This window comes from Amycolatopsis sp. NBC_01480 (genome assembly GCF_036227205.1).
Classification (GTDB): Bacteria; Actinomycetota; Actinomycetes; order Mycobacteriales; family Pseudonocardiaceae; genus Amycolatopsis.
Map to the genome: position 1 here is coordinate 8,450,244 of NZ_CP109442.1, position 23,557 is coordinate 8,473,800.

At 69.3% G+C, this 23,557-nt stretch carries 22 protein-coding genes; 16 read left to right on the forward strand and 6 right to left on the reverse strand.

Annotation, left to right across the window (positions count from 1 at the left end):
• The first annotated feature begins 17 nt into the window (after positions 1–17).
• The 10 genes from OG371_RS39805 (at position 18) to OG371_RS39855 (ending at position 8,867) form a co-directional block, all read left to right on the forward strand.
• Positions 18–1,232, forward strand: coding sequence for a cytochrome P450 (locus OG371_RS39805; protein WP_329061624.1), 1,215 nt, complete (start codon positions 18–20; stop codon positions 1,230–1,232).
• Positions 1,229–2,125 (forward strand): SDR family NAD(P)-dependent oxidoreductase, encoded by an 897-nt coding sequence (locus OG371_RS39810; protein ID WP_329061626.1) that lies wholly within the window; start codon positions 1,229–1,231, stop codon positions 2,123–2,125. The genes OG371_RS39805 and OG371_RS39810 overlap by 4 nt, the downstream gene beginning before the upstream one ends.
• 58 nt (positions 2,126–2,183) lie before the next feature.
• The gene (locus OG371_RS39815) at positions 2,184–2,774 is read left to right on the forward strand and encodes a TetR/AcrR family transcriptional regulator (RefSeq protein WP_329061628.1); all 591 of its coding nucleotides are present in this window, start codon (positions 2,184–2,186) and stop codon (positions 2,772–2,774) included.
• Positions 2,771–3,184, forward strand: a complete 414-nt coding sequence (locus OG371_RS39820; protein ID WP_329061630.1) for a carboxymuconolactone decarboxylase family protein — start codon at positions 2,771–2,773, stop codon at positions 3,182–3,184. The genes OG371_RS39815 and OG371_RS39820 overlap by 4 nt, the downstream gene beginning before the upstream one ends.
• A 595-nt stretch (positions 3,185–3,779) precedes the next feature.
• Entirely contained in the window at positions 3,780–4,547 is a 768-nt protein-coding gene (locus OG371_RS39830) for an IclR family transcriptional regulator (RefSeq protein ID WP_442876033.1), read from the forward strand.
• 248 nt (positions 4,548–4,795) lie between these two features.
• Positions 4,796–5,851 carry an aromatic ring-hydroxylating dioxygenase subunit alpha gene (locus OG371_RS39835; protein ID WP_329061632.1) on the forward strand — a complete coding sequence of 352 codons (1,056 nt, stop codon included), beginning with the start codon at positions 4,796–4,798 and terminating at the stop codon, positions 5,849–5,851.
• Positions 5,848–6,069, forward strand: coding sequence for a hypothetical protein (locus OG371_RS39840; RefSeq protein ID WP_329061634.1), 222 nt, complete (start codon positions 5,848–5,850; stop codon positions 6,067–6,069). The genes OG371_RS39835 and OG371_RS39840 overlap by 4 nt, the downstream gene beginning before the upstream one ends.
• 21 nt (positions 6,070–6,090) lie before the next feature.
• Positions 6,091–7,065 carry a PDR/VanB family oxidoreductase gene (locus OG371_RS39845; RefSeq protein WP_329061636.1) on the forward strand — a complete coding sequence of 325 codons (975 nt, stop codon included), beginning with the start codon at positions 6,091–6,093 and terminating at the stop codon, positions 7,063–7,065.
• Positions 7,066–7,083: 18 nt separating this feature from the next.
• Positions 7,084–8,286 (forward strand): cytochrome P450, encoded by a 1,203-nt coding sequence (locus OG371_RS39850; RefSeq protein WP_329061638.1) that lies wholly within the window; start codon positions 7,084–7,086, stop codon positions 8,284–8,286.
• Between the two features lie 212 nt (positions 8,287–8,498).
• On the forward strand, positions 8,499–8,867 hold the full coding sequence (locus OG371_RS39855; RefSeq protein WP_329061640.1) for a VOC family protein: 369 nt from the start codon (positions 8,499–8,501) through the stop codon (positions 8,865–8,867).
• Positions 8,868–8,888: 21 nt separating this feature from the next.
• Here the strand turns inward: OG371_RS39855 and OG371_RS39860 are convergent, their stop codons facing one another.
• Positions 8,889–9,923: an SDR family NAD(P)-dependent oxidoreductase gene (locus OG371_RS39860; RefSeq protein WP_329061642.1), complete on the reverse strand. Its 1,035-nt coding sequence runs from the start codon at positions 9,921–9,923 to the stop codon at positions 8,889–8,891.
• 41 nt (positions 9,924–9,964) lie between these two features.
• On the opposite strand from OG371_RS39860, the gene OG371_RS39865 reads away from it, so the two are divergent.
• The 3 genes from OG371_RS39865 to OG371_RS39875 all read left to right on the forward strand — a co-directional run bounded on the left by OG371_RS39865 (position 9,965) and on the right by OG371_RS39875 (position 14,093).
• Entirely contained in the window at positions 9,965–10,942 is a 978-nt protein-coding gene (locus tag OG371_RS39865) for an AraC family transcriptional regulator (protein ID WP_329061644.1), read from the forward strand.
• 515 nt (positions 10,943–11,457) lie between these two features.
• Entirely contained in the window at positions 11,458–13,434 is a 1,977-nt protein-coding gene (gene acs, locus OG371_RS39870; RefSeq protein WP_329061646.1) for an acetate--CoA ligase, read from the forward strand.
• A gap of 50 nt (positions 13,435–13,484) precedes the next feature.
• Positions 13,485–14,093 carry an acetate uptake transporter gene (locus OG371_RS39875; RefSeq protein WP_329061647.1) on the forward strand — a complete coding sequence of 203 codons (609 nt, stop codon included), beginning with the start codon at positions 13,485–13,487 and terminating at the stop codon, positions 14,091–14,093.
• Between the two features lie 58 nt (positions 14,094–14,151).
• Here the strand turns inward: OG371_RS39875 and OG371_RS39880 are convergent, their stop codons facing one another.
• On the reverse strand, positions 14,152–14,694 hold the full coding sequence (locus OG371_RS39880; protein WP_329061649.1) for a hypothetical protein: 543 nt from the start codon (positions 14,692–14,694) through the stop codon (positions 14,152–14,154).
• A 193-nt stretch (positions 14,695–14,887) separates the two neighbouring features.
• Entirely contained in the window at positions 14,888–15,373 is a 486-nt protein-coding gene (locus OG371_RS39885) for a GbsR/MarR family transcriptional regulator (protein WP_329061651.1), read from the reverse strand.
• Between the two features lie 105 nt (positions 15,374–15,478).
• Between OG371_RS39885 and OG371_RS39890 the strand changes: the two genes are divergently transcribed.
• Positions 15,479–17,032 carry a GMC family oxidoreductase gene (locus tag OG371_RS39890; protein WP_329061653.1) on the forward strand — a complete coding sequence of 518 codons (1,554 nt, stop codon included), beginning with the start codon at positions 15,479–15,481 and terminating at the stop codon, positions 17,030–17,032.
• Between the two features lie 27 nt (positions 17,033–17,059).
• Complete coding sequence (locus OG371_RS39895) at positions 17,060–18,481, forward strand: aldehyde dehydrogenase family protein (RefSeq protein ID WP_329061655.1); 1,422 nt, start codon at positions 17,060–17,062, stop codon at positions 18,479–18,481.
• A gap of 68 nt (positions 18,482–18,549) precedes the next feature.
• Here OG371_RS39895 and OG371_RS39900 read toward each other — a convergent pair whose 3' ends face one another.
• From OG371_RS39900 to OG371_RS39910, 3 genes are all read right to left on the reverse strand, one after another.
• Positions 18,550–20,124: a succinic semialdehyde dehydrogenase gene (locus tag OG371_RS39900; RefSeq protein WP_329061657.1), complete on the reverse strand. Its 1,575-nt coding sequence runs from the start codon at positions 20,122–20,124 to the stop codon at positions 18,550–18,552.
• Positions 20,125–20,131: 7 nt separating this feature from the next.
• Positions 20,132–21,760, reverse strand: coding sequence for a GMC family oxidoreductase (locus tag OG371_RS39905; protein WP_329061659.1), 1,629 nt, complete (start codon positions 21,758–21,760; stop codon positions 20,132–20,134).
• A gap of 171 nt (positions 21,761–21,931) precedes the next feature.
• Positions 21,932–22,501: a TetR/AcrR family transcriptional regulator gene (locus OG371_RS39910; RefSeq protein WP_329061661.1), complete on the reverse strand. Its 570-nt coding sequence runs from the start codon at positions 22,499–22,501 to the stop codon at positions 21,932–21,934.
• A gap of 90 nt (positions 22,502–22,591) precedes the next feature.
• On the opposite strand from OG371_RS39910, the gene OG371_RS39915 reads away from it, so the two are divergent.
• Entirely contained in the window at positions 22,592–23,554 is a 963-nt protein-coding gene (locus OG371_RS39915) for an NADP-dependent oxidoreductase (protein WP_329061664.1), read from the forward strand.
• The last annotated feature ends 3 nt before the right edge of the window (positions 23,555–23,557 follow it).

The following is a 23,557-nucleotide window of genomic DNA, read 5'->3' on the forward strand; positions in this document are numbered from 1 at the left end:
AACTGTAGGAGACTTCCATGACCGAAACCCTTGCCGACAAGCCCGGTGACCCGCTGTTCTTCCCCGCCGCGCGGAGCTGTCCCATCAGCGCGCCCCCGGCGTACACGGAGTTCCGTGAGGCCGGAGGCCTGCACAAGGTCAAGATCTGGGACGGCTCACAGCACTGGCTCGCCACCCGGCACGAGGACATCCGCGCGGTGCTGGGCAACCCGGCCTTCAGCGCGGACGTGCGCTCAGAGGGCTTCCCGCTGGTGCACGCCGGCCAGGACGAACAACAGGGCGGGCTGTTCCTCCGGCTCGACGATCCCGAGCACGCCCGGATGCGGCGCCTGCTCACCCGAGAGTTCAGCGTGAAAGCCACCCAGGCCCTGCGCGACGAGCTGCTGGCCATCACCGACGAGCTGATCGACGCGATGCTGGCCGACGGCGGCCCCGTCGAGTTCATCAAGCAGTTCGCCCTCCCGCTGCCCTCGCGGGCGATCTGCCTCATCCTCGGCGTCCCCTACGAGGACCGGGAGATCTTCCAACGCCACGCCGACGTCGGTACGGACCTGTCGATCTCGCACGAAGACCGGATCACCGCACACCGGGAAACCGGCGCGTACTACGGCGAGCTGATCGAGCGCAAGCGCCGCGAACCCGGCGACGACATGATCAGCAGGCTGCTTGCCGAAGACGGATTCACCCCCGAGGACCTGCCCCGGCTCGTGGGGATCCTGGTGGGTGCCGGCCACGAGACCACCGCCAACATGCTGGGGCTCGGCACGCTGGCGTTGCTGGTCAACGACGCCGAGCGCGAGCGGCTGCGGGCGCACCCGGAGCTGGCCCCGAGCACGGCGGAGGAGATGCTGCGGTACTGGAGCATCGTGTCGACCGACCCGCGCCGAGTCGCGCTGGAGGACGTCGAGATCGGTGGACAGCTCGTCCGCCGCGGCGAAGGGGTGATCGTCTCCCTGGTCGCGGGCAACCGTGACCAACGCCGTTTCGGCGACACCGCGGACCAGGTCGACATCGGCCGCAACGCGCGGCAGCACGTCGCCTTCGGGTTCGGCACCCACCAGTGCCTCGGCCAGAACCTCGCTCGCGTGGAGATGCAGGTGGCGTGGCCGCGGTTGTTCGAGCGGATCCCGGACCTGCGGCTCGCGACCGGCGAGGACGAGGTTCCGTTCAAGCTGAACTCGATCGTCTACGGCGTCAAGGAGTTGCCGGTCACGTGGGGACCGGAGCAGTGACCTCGACGGAACCGGGCGGCTACCTGGACGGTCGCGGAAACCGGCTCGCCGGGCTCGGCGCGCTCGTCTCCGGCGCCGGAAGCTCCGGTGACTTCCTCGGCACCCGCGCCGCCACGGCAGCGCTGTTCGCGGTGCAGGGGGCCCTCACCGGAGTGCTGGACGTGTCGCCCGAGCGTGCGGCGGCCACCTGCGAGCTGATCAAGCGCCACGGTGGCACCGCGATCGCGCTGACCGCGGACATCACCGACGCCGACGCGGTACGGGCCGCGGTGGAGGCGTTCACCGCGGCAGCGGGCCGACTCGACGTGGTCGTGAACAACACCGGGATCAGCGCCGGCGAATGGGACCAGGTGTTCGCCGTCGACGCGAAGGGCACCATGCTCGTCAGCGAGGCCGCACACCCGCACCTCGTCCGCAGCCCCGCCGCCTCGGTGATCAACGTGTCCACCGTCGCGGCGCTGCGAGGCTTCGGCGGCGGCGCCTACGCGGCCAGCAAGGGCGCGGTCCTCTCGATGACCACCGATTACGCCTACCGATGGGGACCGGATGGAATCCGGGTCAACTGCCTGGTGCCCGGCCACCTGAACACACCCATCGGGAACCAGGGCGGCGCCGGGGCGAGAGAGGCCCGCCGCAAGGCCAACTTGCTCGGCACAGAAGGAGACGCCTGGGACCTCGCCTGGGCCGCGCTGTTCCTCGCCGGCCCGGAATCCCGGTTCATCACCGGCGTGACGCTGCCCGTCGACGCCGGCACGACCATGGCCACCGGACTCGCCATGCTGGGCCGGCGGACGTCATGCTCCCCGCGCGCGACACGCGAACCCACGCTGCGGCCCGTACACACGATCCCGGTGACCGATCATGATGCCCATGGAAACAAGCCGGACCGGTGACAAAAACTCCTCGCCCGAGCCGCGCAGACCGCGAAGTCCCCGGGGTCAGGGCGAGCGGTTGCGCGCGGAAATCCTGGCCGCGGTGGCGCACCTGCTCGACGAACAGGTTCGCCGTCCCGACCTCAACCTGTCGCTGCGGGAGGTAGCGAGGGAAACCGGAATCGCCACCCAGAGCGTCTACCTCCATTTCGCGAGCAAGGAATCCCTAGCCTGGGCGACCGCGGCCGACGGGTACGGCCGGCTCGTCGAAGCGATGCGCGAGGCCGAGCGGACCACGCCTGGGAGCGCAGCCGACCGGCTCCGCGCCCAGGCGCACGTGTTCTGGCGATTCGCCGAAGACAACCGAGGCGTGTTCCGGCTGATGTTCGGGCACGACGTGACCCGCCTCGACCCCGACGAGGCGCAACAGCACCCAGGCGGCCGGCTCTGGCGCCAGTGGATCGACGCGGTGCGCGCATGCGGGGCCGAAGGACACATCCGGCCGGCGGATACCGAACAGATCGCCCTGCACCTCTGGTCAGGGCTGCTGGGCCGGTTCGCGCTGTGGTCGACGACCTTCGGCCGCCACGACACCGCCGACCCGGCCGAGTTCACCGACTACCTCATCGACCGTCTCCTCGACGGGAGCACGACGAAAGGACCACGATGACGGACAATGATCCCAGCCGCACGGACGCGGCGCGGCGAGCGGACGGCGAGGAGGTCGTCCGCCGCATGTTCGGCCAGGATTTCCTGGACCGCACCATGGGCGGAATCTCGCAGGGCGACGACGCGCTCGCCGCGATGGTCGGTTTCGCGCTCGAACAATGTTACGGCGACATCTGGACCCGACCGGGGCTGAGCCCGCGCGAGCGCAGCCTGATCACGCTGGGCATCCTCATCGCCGCCGGGCACCCCGACGAACTGGCCAACCACGTGCGGGGCGCCCGCGGCAACGGCCTCACGCGCGAGGAGCTGGCCGAACTGGCGCTGCATTCGGTGCCCTACGTCGGCTTCCCCGCGGCGGGACAGGCGATGAGCGCGATCCTCGATGCGTGGGCCGAAACCGGCGAGGCGTAGCCGGACAGCTCGTCGCCGGTCGTCGTCTCGGAAGTCGCGGTCGAAATCGCGGTGCGCCTCCGGCAGCGTCACCGCTACTCCGGCCCGCCCGAGCAGGCAGGCCAGCACCATGCTGCCCGGCCCGCCGCCGACGATCACGCACCGTGGCTGCGCGCAGTTCATGCCGTCGCCCCGGATTCGGGGCTCGCACCGACGATCGAGCCGAGCCGAAACTTAGACCGCTTCGAGGTTGTCCGCGGTGACGGCGAATCCGGGGGCGCTGGCTGAAGCCCGGTCCTGCAGCAGGGTGATCGTGTCGTACTGACTCAGGGCCTCGAAGCGCGTCGGGCTGTGGAGGTGACTTCGATCGTCAGCCAGGTCCTGTCCAGGCCGCCCGCTCCGGTCAGGCTGACCGGACGTGACTGTTCGAGCCATCGCCGGACCTCCACCAGCTCGCGGCGTCTGCCGACGAACCCCGTGCACGAGCTGGGCAGATTCCCGGCCGGGATGTGGTGGACTTCGCTGACCCATCACTCCGGCGTTCCAGGCCTGACCGGGCACCAGGGGTGTCCGACGTGACCGGTCAAGCCGGTGAGCGATCAAGGACTAGTGAGCAATGATGCGCAGAGGTCGCCCCGCCGGCCCCACCGGCTCCGTCGTCGGCCGGACGTTGCAGATGCTGGACGCGTTCAGCGCCCAGCGCCGGGCGCTGAGCCTCAGTGAGATCGCTCGCCGGACGGACATGCCCCTGTCCACGGTGCACCGGTTGATGCACGAGCTGTGCGCGTGGGGAGCCGTCGAACGAGGTGAGGACGGCCTGTTCCGGATCGGGCTGCGCTTGTGGGAGCTGGGCTCGCTCGCGCCGCGGGGCCAAGGAGTACGGGAACACGCCCTCCCTTTTCTTGAAGATCTTTCACAAATCACCAGGGAAAACGTGCAACTGGCCGTCCGGGAGGGCGGCGAGGTGGTGTTCCTCGAGCGGATCGGCGGCACCGGCGCGGTTCCCGTCCTGACCCGGGTCGGTGGGCGTTTCGCACTCACCACTACCGGTGTCGGCCTGGTGCTGCTCGCCCACGCCCCGGCCCAGGTTCAGGAGGACGTCCTCGGCAAGCCCATTGAGCGGTACACGAGCAAGACGGTCACTGATCCCGGCCAGCTCCGCCGCATGCTCGCTGACGTGCGCGCTCAAGGCTTCGCCACCAGCGACCGGCAGATCTCCATGGACACCTTCTCGGTGGCAGCGCCCGTACAGGACGCCCACGGCCAGGTCATCGCCGCGGTCTCCCTGGTTGTCCACCACGGAAGTAGCAAGCCGCTCGCCTTGGCGCAGCTGGTGCGCACCAGCGCGCGGGCGATCTCACGGGCACTCGACACACCGATCTGATCTGGGAACCCCGAACTGCCAGCGAAAGTCTTCCATTTTCCGGGAAGGCTGTTCGGGGCGAGGGGCCTGCCCGTCACGCTGTCACTCACCCGGCCGTCACCTCGCAGCCGACAACGGAGTTCGCATGCGCAGCCCTGATCCGCGTTCCCTTCGTTGCCCGCTCGCGCGCCACCGAAGACCGGCACCGGCTTGCTTCCGGCCCGCCGGCCATCGGCACGAACCGACCTCCATCCGAGGGGACAACGCTCATGACGACCATCCCGCGCGACCAGTGGTACGTCGCCGCCTACAGCACCGAGATCACGCACGATCTGTTCTCCCGCACCATCTGCGGTGAGCCGATCCTGTTCTGGCGCACGCGCCGCGGGGAGGTCACCGCCGTGCCCGACCGCTGCGTGCACCGGCGGTTCCCGCTCTCGCAGGCGCCGTCGCGACTCGTGGACGACCAGGTGGTCTGCGGATACCACGGGTTCACCTACGGCACGGACGGCAAGTGCGTGTCCGTGCCGGGTCAGAGCCGCATTCCGCGCACTGCCCGGCTGCTGCCGTACCCGTTGGCCGAGCAGGACTCCTTCGTGTGGGTCTTCATCGGCGACCCGGCCAAGGCGGACACCTCGAGGATCCCGCGGGCCCCCTACCTCGACTCACCGGACTACACCGCCGTGCGGGGGATGGAACCGTTGAAAGCACGGTACTCGCTGCTGGTCGACAACCTGCTCGACCTGTCGCACGAAACGTACCTGCACGGTGGCTACATCGGCACTCCGGAGGTGGCGGCGACCCCGACCACGACTGAAGTCGACGAGGATGCCGGCATCGTCTACGTCTCTCGTCACATGGACGACGCCGAATGCCCCCCGTTCTACGCCAAATCGACCGGCCTGGAGGGCAGGATCGCGCGATGGCAGGACATCGAATACACGCCGCCGTGTCTGTACAAACTGCACAGTCGCATCGCGACCGTGGGCTCCGTCCCCAATCCTGACGGCAGCGACCCGGACGCTTTCCACGTCGAGGTCGTCTACGCGATCACCCCGGAGACCGAACACTCCACCCACGACTTCTGGTCCGTGGCGCGCGACTTCGCGCTCGGCGACGGCGCGGTTTCGAAGTTCCTCGCCGAGAACAACTGCACCGTCGTCCTCCAGGACGTCGAGGCGCTTGATGTACTCGAGCAGGTCATCTTGCACGAGCCTGAGGGCTACCAGGAGCTGTCGGTCAACATCGACACCGGTGGCCTCGCAGCACGGCGGATGCTCCAGCGTATGGCGGCCCCACAACAGACCCGGACGGCCCGGGCATGAACGACGTACCGGCCAACCAGCCCATGTTGTCCGGCGAGCGCGTGTACCGCATCCACTGGGTACTGGGTACGGACCGGTTGCGGGCGGTCTGCCACTGTTCCGCCGAACGTGAGTTCGACGACCCCGTGGACCTGTGGGAATGGCTGCTCTCGCATCCCGCGGGTCACGACACGATCCGCTCCGGACCGGACCCGGCACCGGTCCTGGCTTCGCGCTGAGACCAGGAGGGGAACACTCCGATGAAGACCGAACCCCACGTCGAGCACGAGCTCGACCTCGTGCTCGAACGCAAGGAAACCGTTGCCGAAGGCGTCGTCCGGCTGACGCTGCGGCACCCGGAGGGCCAGTCGCTGCCGGACTGGGAGCCGGGCGCGCACCTCGACCTCGTGCTGGCCCCAGAGCTGACCCGCCAGTACTCGCTGTGTGGCGACCCGCGCGACCGGTCGGTCCTGCAGGTGGCTGTGCTCCGTGAGGAAGCCGGGCGCGGTGGGTCCCGGCACGTGCACGACACGCTCGCCGAGGGTCAGCGGGTGCACGTGCGCGGCCCGCGCAACCACTTCCCCCTGGTGGAGGCCAAGCGCTACCTGTTCATCGCGGGCGGCATCGGCATCACCCCGATCCTGCCGATGATCGACAAGGTGGCCGGCTTGAGCAGCGACTGGAAGCTCGTCTACGGCGGCCGGAGCCGCTCGACGATGGCATTCCGCGACGAACTCGAAACCCGCTATCCCGGTCACGTCGAGATCCACCCCCAGGACGAGCGAGGCCTGCTCGACCTGCCCGCCCTGCTCACCGAGCCCGGCGGCGACGCCGCCGAGACCGCGCTCTACTGCTGCGGGCCGGAGGCACTGCTCGGTGCCGTGGAGCAGCACTGCGTCACCCGGCCGGCTGGTGCCCTGCACGTGGAACGATTCGCGCCCAAGTCCGGCGTGAACGACGGTCCCCGCGAAGCCTTCGAGGTCGAACTGGCGCAAACCGGCACCGTCGTCCAAGTTCCCGCTGGCCGCTCCATCCTCGATGTCGTCGAGGCGTCCGGCGTGCCCGTCCTCTCTTCCTGTCAGGAGGGCACCTGCGGCACCTGCGAGACCGCAGTCCTCTCCGGGAAGCCGGATCACCGTGACTCGGTCCTCACCGACGACGAGCGGGAGGCCGGCGACGCGATGATGATCTGCGTGTCCCGCTCGTGCTCGCCCCGTCTGGTCCTCGATCTCTGACTCACGCAGGAGACACCGATGCCCGCCACCGCAGGAAACAGCACGGCCCCCGTGCTCGGCGTCGACCCGTTCGCCGAGACGAACCTCGCCGATCCGTATCCCATGCACGAGGACCTACGCGAGTCCGGCGCCGTGGTTTACCTCGAGCGCTACCGGGTTTGGGCCATGGCCCGGCACGCGCAGGTGTATGCCGCGCTGACCGACCACGAGACATTCTGCTCCAGCCGCGGCGCAGGACTGTCCGACTTCCACAAGGAAAAGCCCTGGCGGCCGCCGAGTCTGCTGCTCGAAGCCGACCCGCCGGACCACGCCGTGACCAGGGGCGCGATGGGGAAGGTGATTTCGGCGAGCACCGTCCGCGGATTCCGGGAGACATTCCGGGCCGAGGCCGAAACGCTCGCCGACGAACTCGTCGCCCGAGGACGATTCGACGCCGTGACCGATCTCGCCGAACGTTATCCGCTGAAGGTGTTTCCCGACGCAGTCGGCCTGCCGGTCGAAGGGCGGGAGAATCTGCTGCCTTACGGCGCTCTGGCATTCAACGCCTTCGGCCCGCACAACCACCTCCTCGAACGTGCCCTGGCCGGCGCGGCGCCCGTCCAGCAGTGGATCTGGGACAGCTGTCAACGAGACGCGCTCGCCCCTGGCAGGCTGGGGGCGCAGGTGTGGGAGTCCGCCGACCGCGGCGAGATCACCCACGAGCAAGCCCCCATGCTGGTCCGGTCGCTGCTGTCCGCCGGCGTCGACACAACCGTCTACGGCATCGGCAACACCATCCAGGCGCTGAGCGCCAACCCCCAGCAATGGGCGCGCCTGCGCGAAAAACCCTCACTGGCACGCTTCGCCTTCGACGAGGCCTTGCGCTACGAATCGCCCGTGCAGACCTTCTTCCGGACCACCACCCGCGAGATCGAGGTAGCCGGGGTCCGGATCCCCGAGGGAGAGAAAGTACTGCTCTTCCTCGGCGCCGCCAACCGGGACCCACGGAAGTGGGGACCGGACGCCGACCGGCTGGACATCACCCGCAAGGCCGCCGGGCACGTGGCCTTCGGCATGGGCATCCACCAATGCGTCGGACAACCCATCGCCCGCCTTGAAGTCGAACTCGTGCTCACCGCACTCGCCAAGCGGGTCGACCGGCTCGAATCCGCCGGCGAGCCGGTTCCAAAGTTGAACAACACCCTCAAGGGCTGGAGCAGCGCTCCCGTCCAGGCAATGTGACGCCACCTGATAGCGAAAGAAGATTGATGTCACAGAAAGTTCGCGCGGTCGTGGCCCACGCCCAGGGCAAGCCGGTCTGCGTGGAGGTGATGTGGTCCCCGGGCCTGGCGAGGCGGTGGTCCAGGTCCGGGCGTGCGGCCTGTGCCACACCCAGCCCCGTGAAGCCTGCGAAACAGACAGGAGCTTCTGACATGAAAAGAAGGAGCGTCACCATGCCAGCCACCGGCCCCGACTTCATCTCCCTGCAAGCTCGCGACCTCGACGCTTCGCAGGCGTTCTACGAGCAGTACCTCGGCCTCGTGCGCTCCCCGGTGGGCCCTCCGCACGCCGTCGTCTTCGAGACGAAGCCGATCGCGTTCGCTCTCCGCAACGTTGTTCCTGGCGCCGACCTCGCGTCCGTCACCCAGCCCGGCATCGGTGCCGCGAGCTGGCTCCACGCCACCGACGTCCAGGACATTCACGATGCCCTCGTCGCCGACGGCCACACGATTGTCTCCGCGCCGATCGACGGGCCCTTCGGCCGGACGTTCACCTTCGCCGACCCCGACGGATACCAGGTCACTCTCCACGACCGCTCCTGATCACGAAGTACTGCCGGAGTATCAGTCCTTGAGCAGTCGCTCGCTCAGCTCCCAGAGTCGTTGCGCCGACTCGGGATCGACGGCGTGCGGCACGACGGTGGCCGGGGGATTCTGCTCGGTGCTGAAGTCGATGGGCTGCGGGTCTTCGTCCAGCGGCGAGATGTCGTTGTCCTTGAGGTAGACACCGCCGATCTCGGTGAGCAGTGAACTCGTCGACGCGAACACGCTGGTGCTTGCCCCCTGCCGCAGGGACTTCCGGTCACGGTCGGGGTCGATGATCGGCCGGCCCGACTCGTCGATCAGCCCCATGGCCCGCTGTGCGTCGTCGCCCATCACGGATTTCCGCGCTTCGCCCTCAGCCCGCCAGGGCCCCAGGCTCGTGCCGACGACGATGCCTGGGTGCACGGCGTAGCCGCGGATTCCCTCGTCGGCCCATCGGCGATCCAATTCGACGGCGAACAGCACGTTGGCAGTCTTGGACTGGCCGTATCCGAACATGCCCAGGTCGTCGTAGCCGGTGGTGAAATGCGGGTCGTCCCAACGAATGCCGGACAGGCGGTGTCCACCGGAGGTCAGGTTGACGACACGAGCACCGTGAGCGGCGCGCAGCGCGGGCCGCAGGCCCAGGGTCAGCTGGAAGTGGCCCAGATGATTGGTGGCGAACTGCGATTCGTAACCACGGGCATCCCGGACCAGGGGGCCGCCCATCAGGCCGGCGTTGTTGAGCAGGAGGTGGAGCGGGCGGCCGGAGCCGAGGTACCGGGTGACGAAGGCGTCGATCGACTCCGGGTCGAGAAGGTCCAGCCGACTGATCTCCACGCGCTCGATCCCGGCCAGCTTCGCCGCGGCGCGGTCAGGGTTGCGCGAGGCGACGGTAATGGACGCACCGGCCTTGCTGAGCGCGCGAGTGGTCTCCGGGCCGAGGCCATTGTGGCCGCCTGTGATGACCACGCTCGTGCCTGCAAGGTCGATGCCCGCCAGCACGTCGTCGGTCGTCGAGGCGGCGGTGAAGCCGGATCCGAGGGGGTGCTGCTTCGGTGTCGTGTTCTGCGTCATGCCCACAACCCTGCACCCGCGCCAGCGGACTCTGAATCCTTGTGAGTCCGGATCTTTTACGCAAGAGTACAGAGATGGCCAGTGATCACCTTTCCGAGGTTTTCGACCTCATCGAGGTCCGTGGTGTGGTGTCGGGAGGGTTCGCGGTGCGGGGGCCGTGGGTGTCGCGCGCGGCGATCGAGGGGCTGAAGTTCTCCGCGATGGTGGGTGGCCGGGCCCGGCTGACCGCCGAGGGCGTCGATGGCTCGATCGAACTCGAGCCTGGCGACGTCGCCATCCTGAACAACCGGTCGTGGCTGGAGATCGAGGGCGGCGACGGCGACGGCCCGCGCCGCGAGGTCATGCCGGAGGCGGACTTCAGGTCCGCTCGCCAGATCGGCCACGACCGCGGCACCGACGTCGTCGTCGGCGGTCATATCGACCTCAACGCGGCCGGCCAGGCGTTGCTGCTGCAGGCGCTCCCGCCGCTGGCACACGCCCGCGGGTCGGCCGCCGCCGCGGGAAACCTGCGCGGCAGTCTCCACCGGCTGTTCGACGAGGTGACCGAAAATCGGATCGGTTCCGCGTTCGCGATCCGGCAGCACGGCCAACTCCTGCTGCTCGAGGTACTGCGCACCTACGTCGACCAGGCCGAGTTGCCCCCGGGGTGGCTACGGCTGGTGACCGACGAACGGCTGCGACCGGCGCTCAGCCTCATGCATGCCGATCCCGGAACGCCCTGGAGCTTGCGGGAACTGGCGCGTGCCGCGGCGATGTCGCGGACGTCCTTCGCCGGACGCTTCCGGACCGTGGCGGGCGTACCGCCGCTCGCCTATCTCAACCGCTGGCGGATGTTGCTGGCACAGCGGGCTCTTCGCGACGGTGATGTGCGCGTCGGATCGCTGGCGGCCGAGCTGGGATACGCGTCGGAGAGCTCGTTCAGCACCGCGTTCAAACAGGAGGTAGGTGAATCACCGCTGCGCTACCGATACCGGGTCCGCGATGAACTGCCTGCCCCCGCGAACACCTTGACGACTTAGTTTCACCCATCCAGACCCGAGGGCCGGAGGCGGTGCCGCAACCGCGCGGCACCGCACCTCCCAGTGCGACAATGACAGTATCCGACGAGATACCAGTACTATCCACAGTGGACGCCAGCTCAATCGTACAAGTCCCTGCGCGGAAACGGTGAGGGCGGCCGGTGCAGTCGCGCCGTCCGCCCGTACGGGACTCATCGCGGAGAACTGCTTGCGCGCCGGCAGCGGTGACGGTGACCATCGGCAGCGGCCCGAGGTCGTGGTTGGCGATTTTCCTCTTGCGTCCCTTGGTTTCCTTGCCCGTCTGTACCGGCGCCGACTGCGGCCACGGTAGCCGGCCACCCGGCGCCAATTCCACCTAAAGCAACAAATAGTGTTTATGACCTATTCAGTACAAAACCGGCTGTGGTCTGGTCTGGATTCCGCATCTCCCGTCAAAGCTGTCCTGTTTAGAGGTGGCGTACCGGCTGGCGGGCTCCTAATATGCAGGGACTTCACTCCGGCGATTGGGAGTCGGCATGGGCAATGAGACGTTGGACAATCTGCTCAATGAAAGCCGTACGTTTCCCCCGAGCGACGAATTCGCTGCTCAGGCCAACGCCAAGGCCGAGCTGTACGCGAAAGCGGACGCCGACCGGGAGCAGTTCTGGGCCGAGCAGGCTGAACGGCTGACCTGGGACACGAAGTGGTCCCAGGTATTGGACTGGACCAATGCCCCGTTCGCGAAGTGGTTCGTCGGCGGGAAGCTGAACGTCGCATACAACTGTGTCGACCGCCACGTCGAGGCCGGCCACGGCGAGCAGGTGGCGATCCACTGGGTCGGCGAGCCCGGCGACACCCGCGACATCACGTACGCGCAGTTGCAGGACGAGGTGTCCAAGGCCGCGAACGCCCTGACGTCACTGGGCGTGAAGGCCGGCGACGTGATCGCGATCCAGTTGCAGATGATCCCCGAGGCCATCTTCGCGATGCTCGCCTGCGCCCGGATCGGCGCGCTGCACAGCGTGGTCTTCGGCGGCTTCTCCCCGACCGCGCTGCGGGCCCGGGTGGACGACGCCGCGGCGAAGATCGTGATCACCTCCGACGGCCAGTACCGCCGCGGCAAGGCCGCGCCGATGAAGGCCAATGTGGACGAGGCGCTCGAGGGCGCCGAGACCGTGGAGAAGGTCATCGTGGTCCGCCGCACCGGCTCGGACCTCGAGGGCGAGGTGCCGTGGACCGACGAGCGCGACCTGTGGTGGCACGAGCTCGTGGACGGCCAGTCCGCCGAGCACACGCCCGAGGCGTTCGACGCCGAGCACCCGCTGTTCATCCTGTACACCTCGGGCACCACCGGGCGGCCGAAGGGCATCCTGCACACCTCCGGCGGCTACCTCACCCAGACCGCGTACACGCACCACAACGTGTTCGACCACAAGCCGGGCGAGGACGTCTACTGGTGCACCGCCGACATCGGCTGGATCACCGGGCACAGCTACATCGTCTACGGCCCGCTAGCGAACCGCGTCACGCAGGTCGTCTACGAAGGCACGCCGAACACCCCGCACGAGGGCCGGCACTGGGAGATCATCCAGAAGTACAAGGTCTCCATCTACTACACCGCGCCGACGCTGATCCGCACGTTCATGAAGTGGGGCGCGCAGATCCCGGCCGAGTACGACCTGTCGTCGCTGCGCGTGCTGGGCTCGGTCGGCGAGCCGATCAACCCCGAGGCGTGGATCTGGTACCGCGAGACCATCGGCGCGAACTCCGCGCCGATCGTCGACACCTGGTGGCAGACCGAGACCGGCGCGATCATGATCTCGCCGCTGCCGGGCGTCACGTCAACGAAGCCGGGCTCGGCGCAGCGGGCGCTGCCGGGCATCTCCGCGAAGGTCGTCGACGACCAGGCCCAGGAGGTCGGCAAGGGCGGCGGCGGGTACCTGGTGCTGGACCAGCCGTGGCCGTCGATGCTGCGCGGGATCTGGGGCGACAACGAGCGTTACCGGGAGACGTACTGGTCGCGGTTCGCCGAGCAGGGCTTCTACTTCGCCGGCGACGGCGCGAAGTACGACGCCGACGGTGACATCTGGCTGCTCGGCCGCGTCGACGACGTGATGAACGTGTCCGGCCACCGCATCTCGACCACCGAGGTCGAGTCCGCCCTGGTCTCGCACCCGACGGTGGCCGAGGCGGCCGTGGTCGGCGCTTCCGACCCGACCACCGGGCAGGGCATCGTGGCGTTCGTGATCCTGCGCGGCAACGCGGTGGACGGCGGCGACGAGGCGATCCAGGCCCTGCGCAACCACGTGGCCAAGGAGATCGGCCCGATCGCGAAGCCGCGGCAGATCATGGTGGTGCCGGAGCTGCCGAAGACCCGCTCGGGCAAGATCATGCGGCGCCTGCTCCGTGACGTCGCGGAGAACCGGCAGGTCGGCGACGTCACCACGCTGGCCGACTCGTCGGTGATGGACCTCATCTCCACCGGCCTGCAGTCGGGCAGATCCGAAGACTGAGTCAGGTCCAGCGCCCCACCATCTTCTCGTGCAAAAAGGAGTGAGGACGAATGACGAGCGCAGAGTCGCAAACCGCATCGGGAACGACGGCAGCCGCTTCGATCGCCGACCCAGGCCCGTTGGGCCTGGCCGGGTTCGCGGCGACGACCTTCGTACTGAGCATGGTCAACGCGGGCTTGGTTCCCAAGACGATCGAACCGGTAGTACTCCCCCTCGCACTATTTTACGGCGGAATCGCGCAGCTGCTGGCGGGTATGTGGGAATTCCGGAAGAACAACACGTTCGGGGCTACCGCCTTCGGCACATATGGCGCTTTCTGGCTTGCGTTCGCCTTCTACGTATGGCAGTTCGCGGGGAAGATCCCAGCCGCTGACGCCGGCACCGCCACCGGGATGTTCCTGTTGGTATTCACCATCTTCACCGCGTACATGGCTGTCGCTTCTTTACGCACCAACGCTGTGCTCGTCGCTGTTTTCGTCCTGCTTTTTCTCACCTTCCTGTTCCTCACGATCGGCGAGCTGGCCGGCGCGGAGGGGATGGGCAAGGTCGGTGGCTGGCTGGGGCTGCTCACCGCGGTGGCTGCCTGGTACGGATCGTTCGCGGTAGTCGTGAACTCCACCTTCAAGCGGACAGTCATGCCGGTGAAGCCGCTGGCCTGACATCAGCGTCCGGCTGGCCCGAACCGGAGGTGCCGGCGCTGACAGGCCGGGCGCTGGATCAGTGCCCGGCCTGCGGCCGCGTCGTGGCACAGGTCGTGCAGGCGGGAGTTCGGCGGCGTCGTCGAGGGCGATGACGCCGCCGGAGGCTTCGCTCCCGGGTTCGCCGAACTACGATATCGCGCAGGCCGTTGACGACCTCGCGAGCCAGCCAGGTGCTGAGAAGCCCTTGCTGGTCGCCGGCGTGCAGCGCGTCGTAGATGTCCCGCGGCAGCGCGTTGCCGTTCTCGTCGAGCCGGCTGTCCAGGCCCATGATGAGGATGTTGGTGTCCCCGTTGGCCGATTTCGTGTCGCCGCCGAGCGCGTCCGAGGTGTGCAGTCCGGCGACCAGGTTGTTGTACTGCGTCCAGCCGTAACCGGTCAGGCACAGCACCAGCAGCGACAGCACCCCGGCCACCACAGCGCCGCGCTCGCCGCCGACGCGGGGAACCAGCCCGGACGCGCGGCCGGTCCACCGATCGTCGATCCACCATGGCCGCCGGCCTGTCGCCGGGACCAGCTCTCCCCGGAGAGGGGAAAACCGGTCCCTATCGCGGCCCTCCACAGCAGACCTCTCTCACCTTCGGAACACACCACGCGCCCAGGATCGGACGTGCCGGCGGGGACTCGGTTGCCCCACAGTGACGAACCACGCACCACCTCAGCGCCACCACCACAACCACGAACGCGGAATGCCTCACCGCAATTCGAGCCGCGACTCGTCGTCGATCGGCACCCGCCAGGCGACCTGGTCGAGGTCAGCTCTCGGACTTGGCCCGGCTGGTGTACTCGGCCAGGAGCGCTTCGAGCTGCCCGGTCATGAAAACGTAGTAGTCGCGCATCTGCCTCAATCGCCCGCGCTGTTCGGCCGGCAGGTGCGCCCCGTACTCCTCCGCGTTCCCGGCCAGCTCCAGCAGTTCGCGAGTCATGGTCACCTGGTGCCGCAGGCAGCCGATCCAGGCGTCGTCACGCCAGCGGTAGACGAACTGGCGGCTGCCGGGTTGCTTGGCACGCTCGACGACGCCGTTGACCATGAGCAGCCGGGTCGTCTCCGACACCGAGCCCTTGCTCGCGTCCAAGGCCTCCTGGAGCTGGCCCAGGGTCAGGGGCTTCTCACTGAGTATCAGCACGCCGCTTGTGCGCCCAGCCATCGGCGGCCACCCCATGGCACGGCCGATGCGCAGGCCGAAGTCCTCGATGAGCGCGTTCTCGCCGGGCCGGCTGTCACTCGCGGGCAAGGTCATCGACACCCCACTCTAGCTCAGAAGAAACTGAACGTTCACTCTTGACTGAACGTACGGCTTCGGCACATTCTAACCGCGACGACGACCCGGCGAAGGAGCAGGCACATGGCGAACAGCGGCTGGGACCTCATCGTGGTCGGTGCCGGATCCTCGGGCGCGGCGCTCGCGGTGCGGTCGGCGGAGCGGGGTAAGCGGGTCCTGCTGCTCGAGGCCGGCCGCGACTACCGCTCGGCCGAGATGCACGAAGCGTGGCGCTCGCCCAATCCGATCGTCGCCCTGCTGCACCCGACGGCGGCCGAGGGCATGGTGTGGCCGGGCCTGGACTCCACCCGGACGGAAAAGCAGCCGCCGGCACCGTACTGGCGCGGCCGCGGCGTCGGCGGCAGCTCGTCGATCAACGGGCAGATCGCGATCCGCCCGCCGATGGCGGACTTCGTGGACTGGGCGGTGCCCGGCTGGGCACCCGACGACGTCCTGCCGTACTTCGCCAAGCTGGAGGACGACGAAGCCTTCGGCGACGAGCCTTACCACGGCCGTGGCGGCCCGACGCCGATTTTCCGGACGCCGCAAGAGAAGTGGGGAGCCGTCGACGCCGCACTCCACCGCGCCGCGACCGCGGCGGGGCACAGCTGGGCGCCCGACGCGAACGCCCCGGGCGCCACTGGCGTGTCGCCTTACCCGATCAACTCCCGCGACGGACGGCGGGTCTCGGTCAACGACGCCTACCTGGAACCCGGCCGGACGCTGCCGAACCTGACGATCCGCGGGGACGCGCTGGTGGACCGGGTGCTCTTCGAGGGCAGCCGAGCGGCCGGTGTCCGAGTCATCCGCGGCGGGACGGCCACGACGGAGCTCGCCGACACGGTCGTGCTCAGCGCGGGCACGATCCACTCGCCGGCGATCCTGCTGCGCTCCGGAGTAGGCCCGGCGGGGCACCTGCGTTCGCTCGGCCTCGACGTGCGCGCGGACCTGCCGGTCGGCCGCGGCATGCAGGACCACCCGATCGCGATGGTCCAGCTGCCGCTGACCGAAGCGGCGGCGATCAAGACGCCGGACGACCGGCACACCAACGTCTGCGTCCGCCTCACCAGCGGTCCCGGCGCGCCCGACGGTGACTTGATGTTCGTCTCGATGAACCAGAGCGTGCTGGCCATGGCCTTCGCGAACACCGGGGCCGGGGCCGGCTCCTACGGGGTGTGGCTCAACCAGAGCCACTCGCGCGGCGAGGTCGGCCTGACGTCGGCCGACCCGGGCGTCCAGCCGCAGGTGCACCAGCGGATGCTCGCCGACGAGCGCGACCTCCCGCGGCTGCGCGCCGGCGTGCGGGCGCTGGTCGAGCTGGCCCGCGGCGAAGAAACCGCCCGGATCCTCGGCGGCTCGCTCGAGCGCGCGAACGAGCCGCTGTTCGCCGCCCTCGACCACGACAGCGAGCTCGACGACCACCTCCTGGCCACGGTCGGCGACTCGCAGCACGGCACCAGCACGTGCCGGATGGGTGACCCCGCGCACGCCGGCACGGTGGTCGACCCCGCGTGCCGCGTGCTCGGCGTCGACGGTCTCCGGGTGGTCGACGCGTCGATCTTCCCCGCCGTCCCCCGCGCCAACACCAACCTCGCCGCGATCATGGCCGGCGAGCTCATGGCCGACCGGCTCGGCTGACCCGGCACCGACCTCGGAGGAATCCTCATGAAGACCTTGCAGAACCTGATCGACGGCCAGTGGGCGGACTCGCGCGGCGAGATCTTCCTGGACCTGGTGAACCCGGCGACCGAAGAGGTCATCGCCCGGCATCCCGCGGGCTCGCCTGAAGACGTCGAAACCGCGGTGGCCGCGGCGATCGCGGCGCAGCCCGCCTGGGCGGCGACGCCGGTGGCCGAACGGGCCCAGCGGATCACCGCCTGGGCCGACGCCGTCGCCGCGCACGCCGACGAGCTGGTGGAGCTCGAATGCCGCGAGATGGGCAAACCACTGGGCATCGGGCGGACCTTCCTCGACGGCGCGGTCGCCGGCCTGCGCGCAGCCGCCGAGGAAGCGCTTTCCTACGACTTCGAGCGGACCGTCGTCCGGCCCGACGGCGCCCGGACGCGGATCCTGCGTCACCCGCTGGGCGCCACCGCGGTCATCACGCCGTGGAACTTCCCCGTGACGGCCGTCCTCGCGGCCATAGGGCCGCTGCTGGCCTCTGGGAACACGGTGGTCGTCAAGCCGTCCGAGCGCGGGCCGTTGTCGGTCGTGCGCCTGCTCGAGCTGGCCGACATGGCGCCGGGCGTGGTGAACCTGGTGCTCGGCGACGCCCGGGCCGGGACCCCGCTGGCCGAGCACGAGCAGATCCGGCTGGTGCACTTCACCGGCTCGGTCGCCACCGGCAAGCGCGTGGGCGCGGCGGCAGGACTGCGGCTGCACCGCGCGGTCCTCGAGCTGGGCGGCAAGGACCCGGTCGTGGTCGACGCCGGCGTCGACCCGGTCGCCACGGCCCGCGCCGTCGCCTTCGGCGCGTTCATCAACACCGGGCAGATCTGCACCTCCATGGAACGCGTCTACGTGCACTGCGACGTCGCCGAACCGTTCGTCGAGGCGCTCGTCGCCGCGGCCGAAGGCTTCACGGTCGGCAACGGCCTGGACGACGGCGTCATGCTCGGCCCACTGGTCGACCGCCGGCAGCGGGACCTCGTCGCCCGCCACGTCGAGGACGCTGTGCATAAGGGCGCGAAGGTCCGCACCGGCGGCGGCGTCCCCGAGGGGAAGGGCTTCTTCTACCCGCCCACCGTGCTCACCGACGTGGACGACTCGATGCTGGTCATGACCGAGGAGACATTCGGGCCGATCGCCCCGGTCGTCGTCGTGGACTCTTTCGAGGAAGGACTCGAGCGAGCCGCCCGGTCGAAGTACGGGCTCGCGGCCACGGTCTACACCGCGGATCCGGACCACATCGACGCCTCCGCCCGCATCCCGGCCGGCGTCACGTGGATCAACCAGTGGCAAGGCGGCGGCCCCGAGCGGCTGTACGAGCCCGCCGGCGACAGCGGCATGGGCGCCACCGGGGCGCGCGCCGCCTTCGACGCTGCCACCCGGCCGGCGTCGATGCACATCCCGGCGGCGACAGCGTGACCGCGAAGACCGCGATCGAGCAGCGGATCCGGACGGCGGGTGCCGGCCTGATGATCCTGATGCGTCGGCTACCGGATGCGTAACCGGCGCATCATCTTCAGGGCCGAGAGCATGCCTTCGACGTACTTCTCGTAAGCCTGCCCGGGACGGGGGCTCATCACCTGCTTCTTGAGCACCGCCATGTTTTTCACGTCGGTGTACTTGAGCAGGCCCTGATCGCCGTGGCGGGCGCCGACGCCGGAGTTCTTCACGCCGCCGGACGGGGTTCCCTTCGCGGCGTACGCGGTGGCGAGGATGTCGTTGATGTTCACGTTGCCGGACTCGATGCGGGCGGCCACGGCGCGCGCGGCGGCGACATCCCCGCCCCAGACCGAGGCGTTGAGGCCGTAGTCGGTGTCGTTGGCCAGTGCGACGGCCTCGTCGACCGTGCCGTACTTGTACAGCGCCACCACCGGGCCGAAGGTTTCGGTGACGCCGCAGAGCATGTCCTTCGTGACGCCCTCGAGGATCGTCGGCTCGAAGAACGCCGGGCCCAGGTCCGGCCGCGGCTTTCCGCCGCACAGTACGGTGGCGCCCTTGGCCACCGCATCGTCCACATGCGACTGGACGCGGCGCAGATGGTCAGGCGAGACCAGCGAGCCCATCTCCGGGCCGAAATCGTACGCGGCCCGGACGTCGAGCGCGCGGGCCTTGGCCACGTACGCGTCCTTGAACTCGTCGTAACGGGACTCCGGCAGGTAGATCCGCTCCACGTGCATGCAGATCTGCCCGGTGTTGCCGAACGCCCCGAAGACGGCGCCGGACACGGCCTCGGCCAGGTTCGCGTCCTCCAGCACGATCATCGGGTTCTTGCCGCCGAGCTCCAGGCAGCAGCCGATCAGGTTCCGCCCGGCCTGCTCGCCGATCACCTTCCCGGTGGCCGTGGAGCCGGTGAACATCACGTAGTCGGCGTGGTCGATCAGTGTCGGCCCGACGTCCGGGCCCTCGCCGCAGACCACCTGGAACAGGCCTTCGGGCAGGCCGGCCTCCTCCAGCATCCGGATGCCGTACAACGGCGAGAGCGCGGTCTTGTTGTCCGGCTTCAGCACCACCGCGTTGCCCGCCATCAGTGCCGGCACGGCGTCGGAAATGCCGGTGGCGAACGGGAAGTTCCACGGCGCGATGATGCCGACGACCCCCTTGGGCTGCCGGATCTCGGTCGAGGTCGTCAGCAGCGGCACCGGCCCGCCGCGCTTCACCGGCGCCAGCAGTTTGGCGGCGCGGCGCAGGTAGTGGCTCATCACCATCGGCGGATCGCAGCTCTCCTCGATCGCCATCCGCCGGTTCTTGCCGCTCTCGACCTGGATGAGATCGGCGACGGTCCGCGCGTTGTCCACGAACAGCGCGTGCGCCCGCTTGAACACGGCCAGCCGCTCCTTGACCGGGGTGGCGGCCCACTTCCGTTGCGCCTCCCGCGCGACGGTGAACGCCTGCTTGATGTCGTCCGGGGTCGACTGCGGCAGCTCGACCAGCACGTCGCCGGTGTAGACCTCGGTGAGCGGCCAGGTCGCGCCGGACGAGCCGGGCACCCGGGTGACGAGCTGCCGCAGGAACGCGTCGGTGGCCGAGGCCGGGCGGGTCAGCCCTAGCGGGGTCACGGTCATGGCCGGCTCACTTCCCCGCGAGGACGAGCTGCGCGCCCGCCTCGCCGATCATGATGGCGGGGGCGTTGGTGTTGCCACCGGTGATCGACGGCATGATCGAGGCGTCGCAGACCCGCAGGCCCTCGACCCCGCGGACCTTGAGCGCGGGATCGACCACCGCCAGCTCGTCCACGCCCATCCGGCAGGTGCCGACGCCGTGGTATACCGACGTCGCCCGGTTCAGGATCGCGTCGCGCAGCTCCTGGCCCCGCAGCCCGGTGCCCGGGTGGATCTCCTCCTTGACCGCGCCCTTGAACGCCTTCGACGCGAAGATTTCGCGCACCATTTCCGAACCCTCGCCGAGCACCTCGAGGTCGGCCGGGTCGGACAGGTACTGGAAGTCGATCAGCGGCGCCGCCGTCGGGTCGGCCGAGGCGAGCCGCACCGTGCCGCGGCTCTTCGGATAGATCAGCGTCGCCATCACCGTCAGCGCCGGGCGCTTGTCGACGGCGTGGCGGATCGGCGCGTCCTGGTTGGGCGAGACGTACGCCCACGGCAGGACGTGCAGCTGGAGGTCCGGAACCGCGTTCGCCTGGGAGGTCCGCAGGAACGCGACGGCTTCGAAGACCGAATTCGCCATGAACGTGCTGCCGGGCCGGATCAGCTCCTTCGCCAGGCCGCGCGCGAAGTACGGGGCGGTGCCCTTGTTCCGGCTGGACGAGACGTGGAACGTCAGCGCGTGGAACATGTGGTCGTGCAGGTTGTCGCCGACCGGCAGGTCCGCGACCACGTCGATGCCGTGTTCCTTGAGGTGCTCGGCGCGGCCGATGCCCGACAGCATCAGCAGCTGCGGGGACCCGACGAATCCGGCGGAGACGATGACTTCCTTGGCGGCGCGGACGATTCGCGTGCCACCACTCGCGTCGACGACCTCGACGCCGGTCGCGCGGCCGTTCTCGATGACCACTTTTTTGGCCAGCACGCGGGTTTGCAGTTCGAGCGTCCGCGGTGCGAGGTGGTGCACGTAGCCGCGCGAGGCGCTGTACCGCAGGCCGTCGGCGGCGTTCTGCTGCATCCGGCTAACGCCCTCTTGGGACTCGGCGTTGTAGTCGTCGAGGATCTTGCAGCCGATCGTGTCGGCGGTGGCTTCGAGGAACTGCAGGGAGCCTTCCTGCGGGGTCTTCGCGCGGGTGATCCGGATCGGCCCGCCCTTGCCGCGGAAGGCGTTTTCGCCGTCTTCGAAGTCCTCCATGCGCTTGTACGCGGCGTTGACGCTGTCGGCGTCCCAACCCGAGTTGCCCTCGGCCGCCCACGAGTCGTAGTTCGCGCGGTTCCCGCGGACATAGACCATCCCGTTCACCGAACTGGACCCGCCGACAACCTTGCCCCGCGGCACCGGCAACCGCCGATCGAGAACGTGTTTCTGTGGCACCGAGTAGTAGCCCCAGTCGACCGTCCGCTTGAGCTGGGGCACCGCGTGCATCGGGGCCGACATGCCCGGCTTCCGGACCAGCAGCTGCTCATCGCTCTTCCCGGCTTCGAGCACGATTACGCTGGCCCCGGCCTCAGCCAGACGTCCCGCGATCGCCGCGCCCGAGCTGCCCGACCCGACGACCACATAGTCCGCCTGGTCGCCGCGCACCGGCCTCTTCGCCATGTTCGCTCCTCGGTCCACCGCCGCCGATACTGTAACCTGTTCTAGTTCTGTTCGACGGTATAGCGGACGGGCCCGGTTCCGCAACGCCCAGCGCCCGGCCGGACGGCGAAACCCATCGCGCCTCCCCCGGTGGGAGCAGGCGCGATGGGTTCAGCTTGGCTCGGAAAACGCTCAGGCGCGCCGGAGGCTGTCCATCAGGAGGTTCAGCAGGCGGCCGGCTTTGGCTTCATGTCCGGGCCGGGGGGCCACAGTGAAGATGCCGATGAGGGCGGAGGCGATGTCGTCGGCGGGGACGTCGGAGCGGAGGTCGCCCGCCGCGTCGCCGGCGTCGAGGATCGTGGTGATGGCGGCCAGCAGCTCGGTCCGGGTCTCGGCATGGGCGATCTCGCCCGACTCGATCATCGCGAGCAGCGTGTCGAGCATGCCGTTCTTGGTGGCGATCCAGTCGCCGAACAGGTCCATCCAGCGCCGCATCGCCCCGGCCGGGGGCAGTTCGCCGAGCAGTTCGCGGGCGCCGGTCGTCAACCGGGCGACCTGATCCCGGTAGACCGCGTCGACCAGCGACTCGCGCGTCGGGAAGTGCCGGTAGAGCGTGGCGATGCCGACTCCGGCCTCGCGGGCGATCGCGCGCAGCGACGGCTCGGCGTCCGCCGACACGAACATGCGGGTCGCCACCGCGAGCAACTGGTCGCGATTGCGGGTCGCGTCCGCCCGTGGCGCGCGCTGCTCCGCCTCAGTCAAAACGGATCACGCTCCGGTTGTGTTATCGTCGGCCATGGAGACGGAGCATAGTCCGTTTCGTGTTCCCCCAGGTCAAGGAGACAGGCGTCCATGCAGCACCAGAGTCATCCCCCGGCGACGGGCCGGAGCAGGGCGGTCCGGCTGGATTCCTTCGGCGGCCCCGAAGTCCTGGACGTCCGCGAGGTACCCGCGCCGCAGGCCGGCCCGGGGCAGCTCCGCGTGCGGGTCACCGCCGCCGGGCTGAACCCGATGGACTGGATCATGACCGCCGACGCGGACACCGCGGCCCGCTTCGGCCTGAGCCTGCCGGCCGGGTTCGGCACCGACTACGCGGGAGTGGTCGACCAGGTCGGCGCCGGAGTGACTGGGTTCGCCCCCGGCGACCGGGTGTTCGGCGGCGCCCTGTCCCGTGCGGTCGCCGACTTCGTGGTGGTGGACGCCGCCGGGAGCACCGCGGCGAACGAGGCGCACCGAACTCCCGACGGCGTCGACGACCGCACCGCCGCCACCCTCTCGATCGCGGGCCGCACCGCGGCCGCCGCCCTCGCCGTGATCAACCCCGGCCCGGACGACACGGTGCTGCTCGGCGGAGCGGCGGGCGGGGTCGGGGTGTTCGCGGTCCAGCTGGCCCGGCTCGCCGGAGCACGCGTGATCGGCACGGGATCACCGGCATCGGCCGATTTCCTGCGCGATCTCGGGGCCGAGCCGGTTGCCTACGGCGACGGCCTGGCCGACCGGGTCCGGGCCCTCGGCGGGGTCACCGCCGCCGCCGACCTGCACGGGACCGAGACAGTGCACGCCGCAAGGGAACTCGGCATTCCGGACGCCCGCATCTGCACTATCGCCACGCAAATAGACGGAGTGGCGGCGGCCAACGGCGCGAGCGCCCCGCTCGGCGCCCTGGAGGAGATCGCCGGCTTGGTCGCGTCGGGCCGTCTGCGGGTGCCGATCGCGGCGAGCTTCCCGATCGAGCAGATCCGCCCTGCGGCCGAGCTTCAGGCCAGCCGACGCGTGCATGGCAAAGTCGTCATCGAAGGGCTCGTGAGTGTTTAGGAC

Bases quoted from the DNA above. Each gene is read 5' to 3' on its own strand.
- acs (WP_329061646.1), top strand. From the start codon at position 11,458: ATGGGCAATGAGACGTTGGACAATCTGCTCAATGAAAGCCGTACGTTT.
- OG371_RS39820 (WP_329061630.1), top strand. From the start codon at position 2,771: ATGACGGACAATGATCCCAGCCGCACGGACGCGGCGCGGCGAGCGGAC.
- OG371_RS39850 (WP_329061638.1), top strand. From the start codon at position 7,084: ATGCCCGCCACCGCAGGAAACAGCACGGCCCCCGTGCTCGGCGTCGAC.
- OG371_RS39845 (WP_329061636.1), top strand. From the start codon at position 6,091: ATGAAGACCGAACCCCACGTCGAGCACGAGCTCGACCTCGTGCTCGAA.
- OG371_RS39805 (WP_329061624.1), top strand. From the start codon at position 18: ATGACCGAAACCCTTGCCGACAAGCCCGGTGACCCGCTGTTCTTCCCC.
- OG371_RS39840 (WP_329061634.1), top strand. From the start codon at position 5,848: ATGAACGACGTACCGGCCAACCAGCCCATGTTGTCCGGCGAGCGCGTG.
- OG371_RS39905 (WP_329061659.1), bottom strand. From the start codon at position 21,760: ATGGCGAAGAGGCCGGTGCGCGGCGACCAGGCGGACTATGTGGTCGTC.
- OG371_RS39875 (WP_329061647.1), top strand. From the start codon at position 13,485: ATGACGAGCGCAGAGTCGCAAACCGCATCGGGAACGACGGCAGCCGCT.
- OG371_RS39860 (WP_329061642.1), bottom strand. From the start codon at position 9,923: ATGACGCAGAACACGACACCGAAGCAGCACCCCCTCGGATCCGGCTTC.
- OG371_RS39900 (WP_329061657.1), bottom strand. From the start codon at position 20,124: ATGACCGTGACCCCGCTAGGGCTGACCCGCCCGGCCTCGGCCACCGAC.
- OG371_RS39855 (WP_329061640.1), top strand. From the start codon at position 8,499: ATGCCAGCCACCGGCCCCGACTTCATCTCCCTGCAAGCTCGCGACCTC.
- OG371_RS39915 (WP_329061664.1), top strand. From the start codon at position 22,592: ATGCAGCACCAGAGTCATCCCCCGGCGACGGGCCGGAGCAGGGCGGTC.
- OG371_RS39835 (WP_329061632.1), top strand. From the start codon at position 4,796: ATGACGACCATCCCGCGCGACCAGTGGTACGTCGCCGCCTACAGCACC.
- OG371_RS39895 (WP_329061655.1), top strand. From the start codon at position 17,060: ATGAAGACCTTGCAGAACCTGATCGACGGCCAGTGGGCGGACTCGCGC.
- OG371_RS39890 (WP_329061653.1), top strand. From the start codon at position 15,479: ATGGCGAACAGCGGCTGGGACCTCATCGTGGTCGGTGCCGGATCCTCG.
- OG371_RS39885 (WP_329061651.1), bottom strand. From the start codon at position 15,373: ATGACCTTGCCCGCGAGTGACAGCCGGCCCGGCGAGAACGCGCTCATC.
- OG371_RS39830 (WP_442876033.1), top strand. From the start codon at position 3,780: ATGATGCGCAGAGGTCGCCCCGCCGGCCCCACCGGCTCCGTCGTCGGC.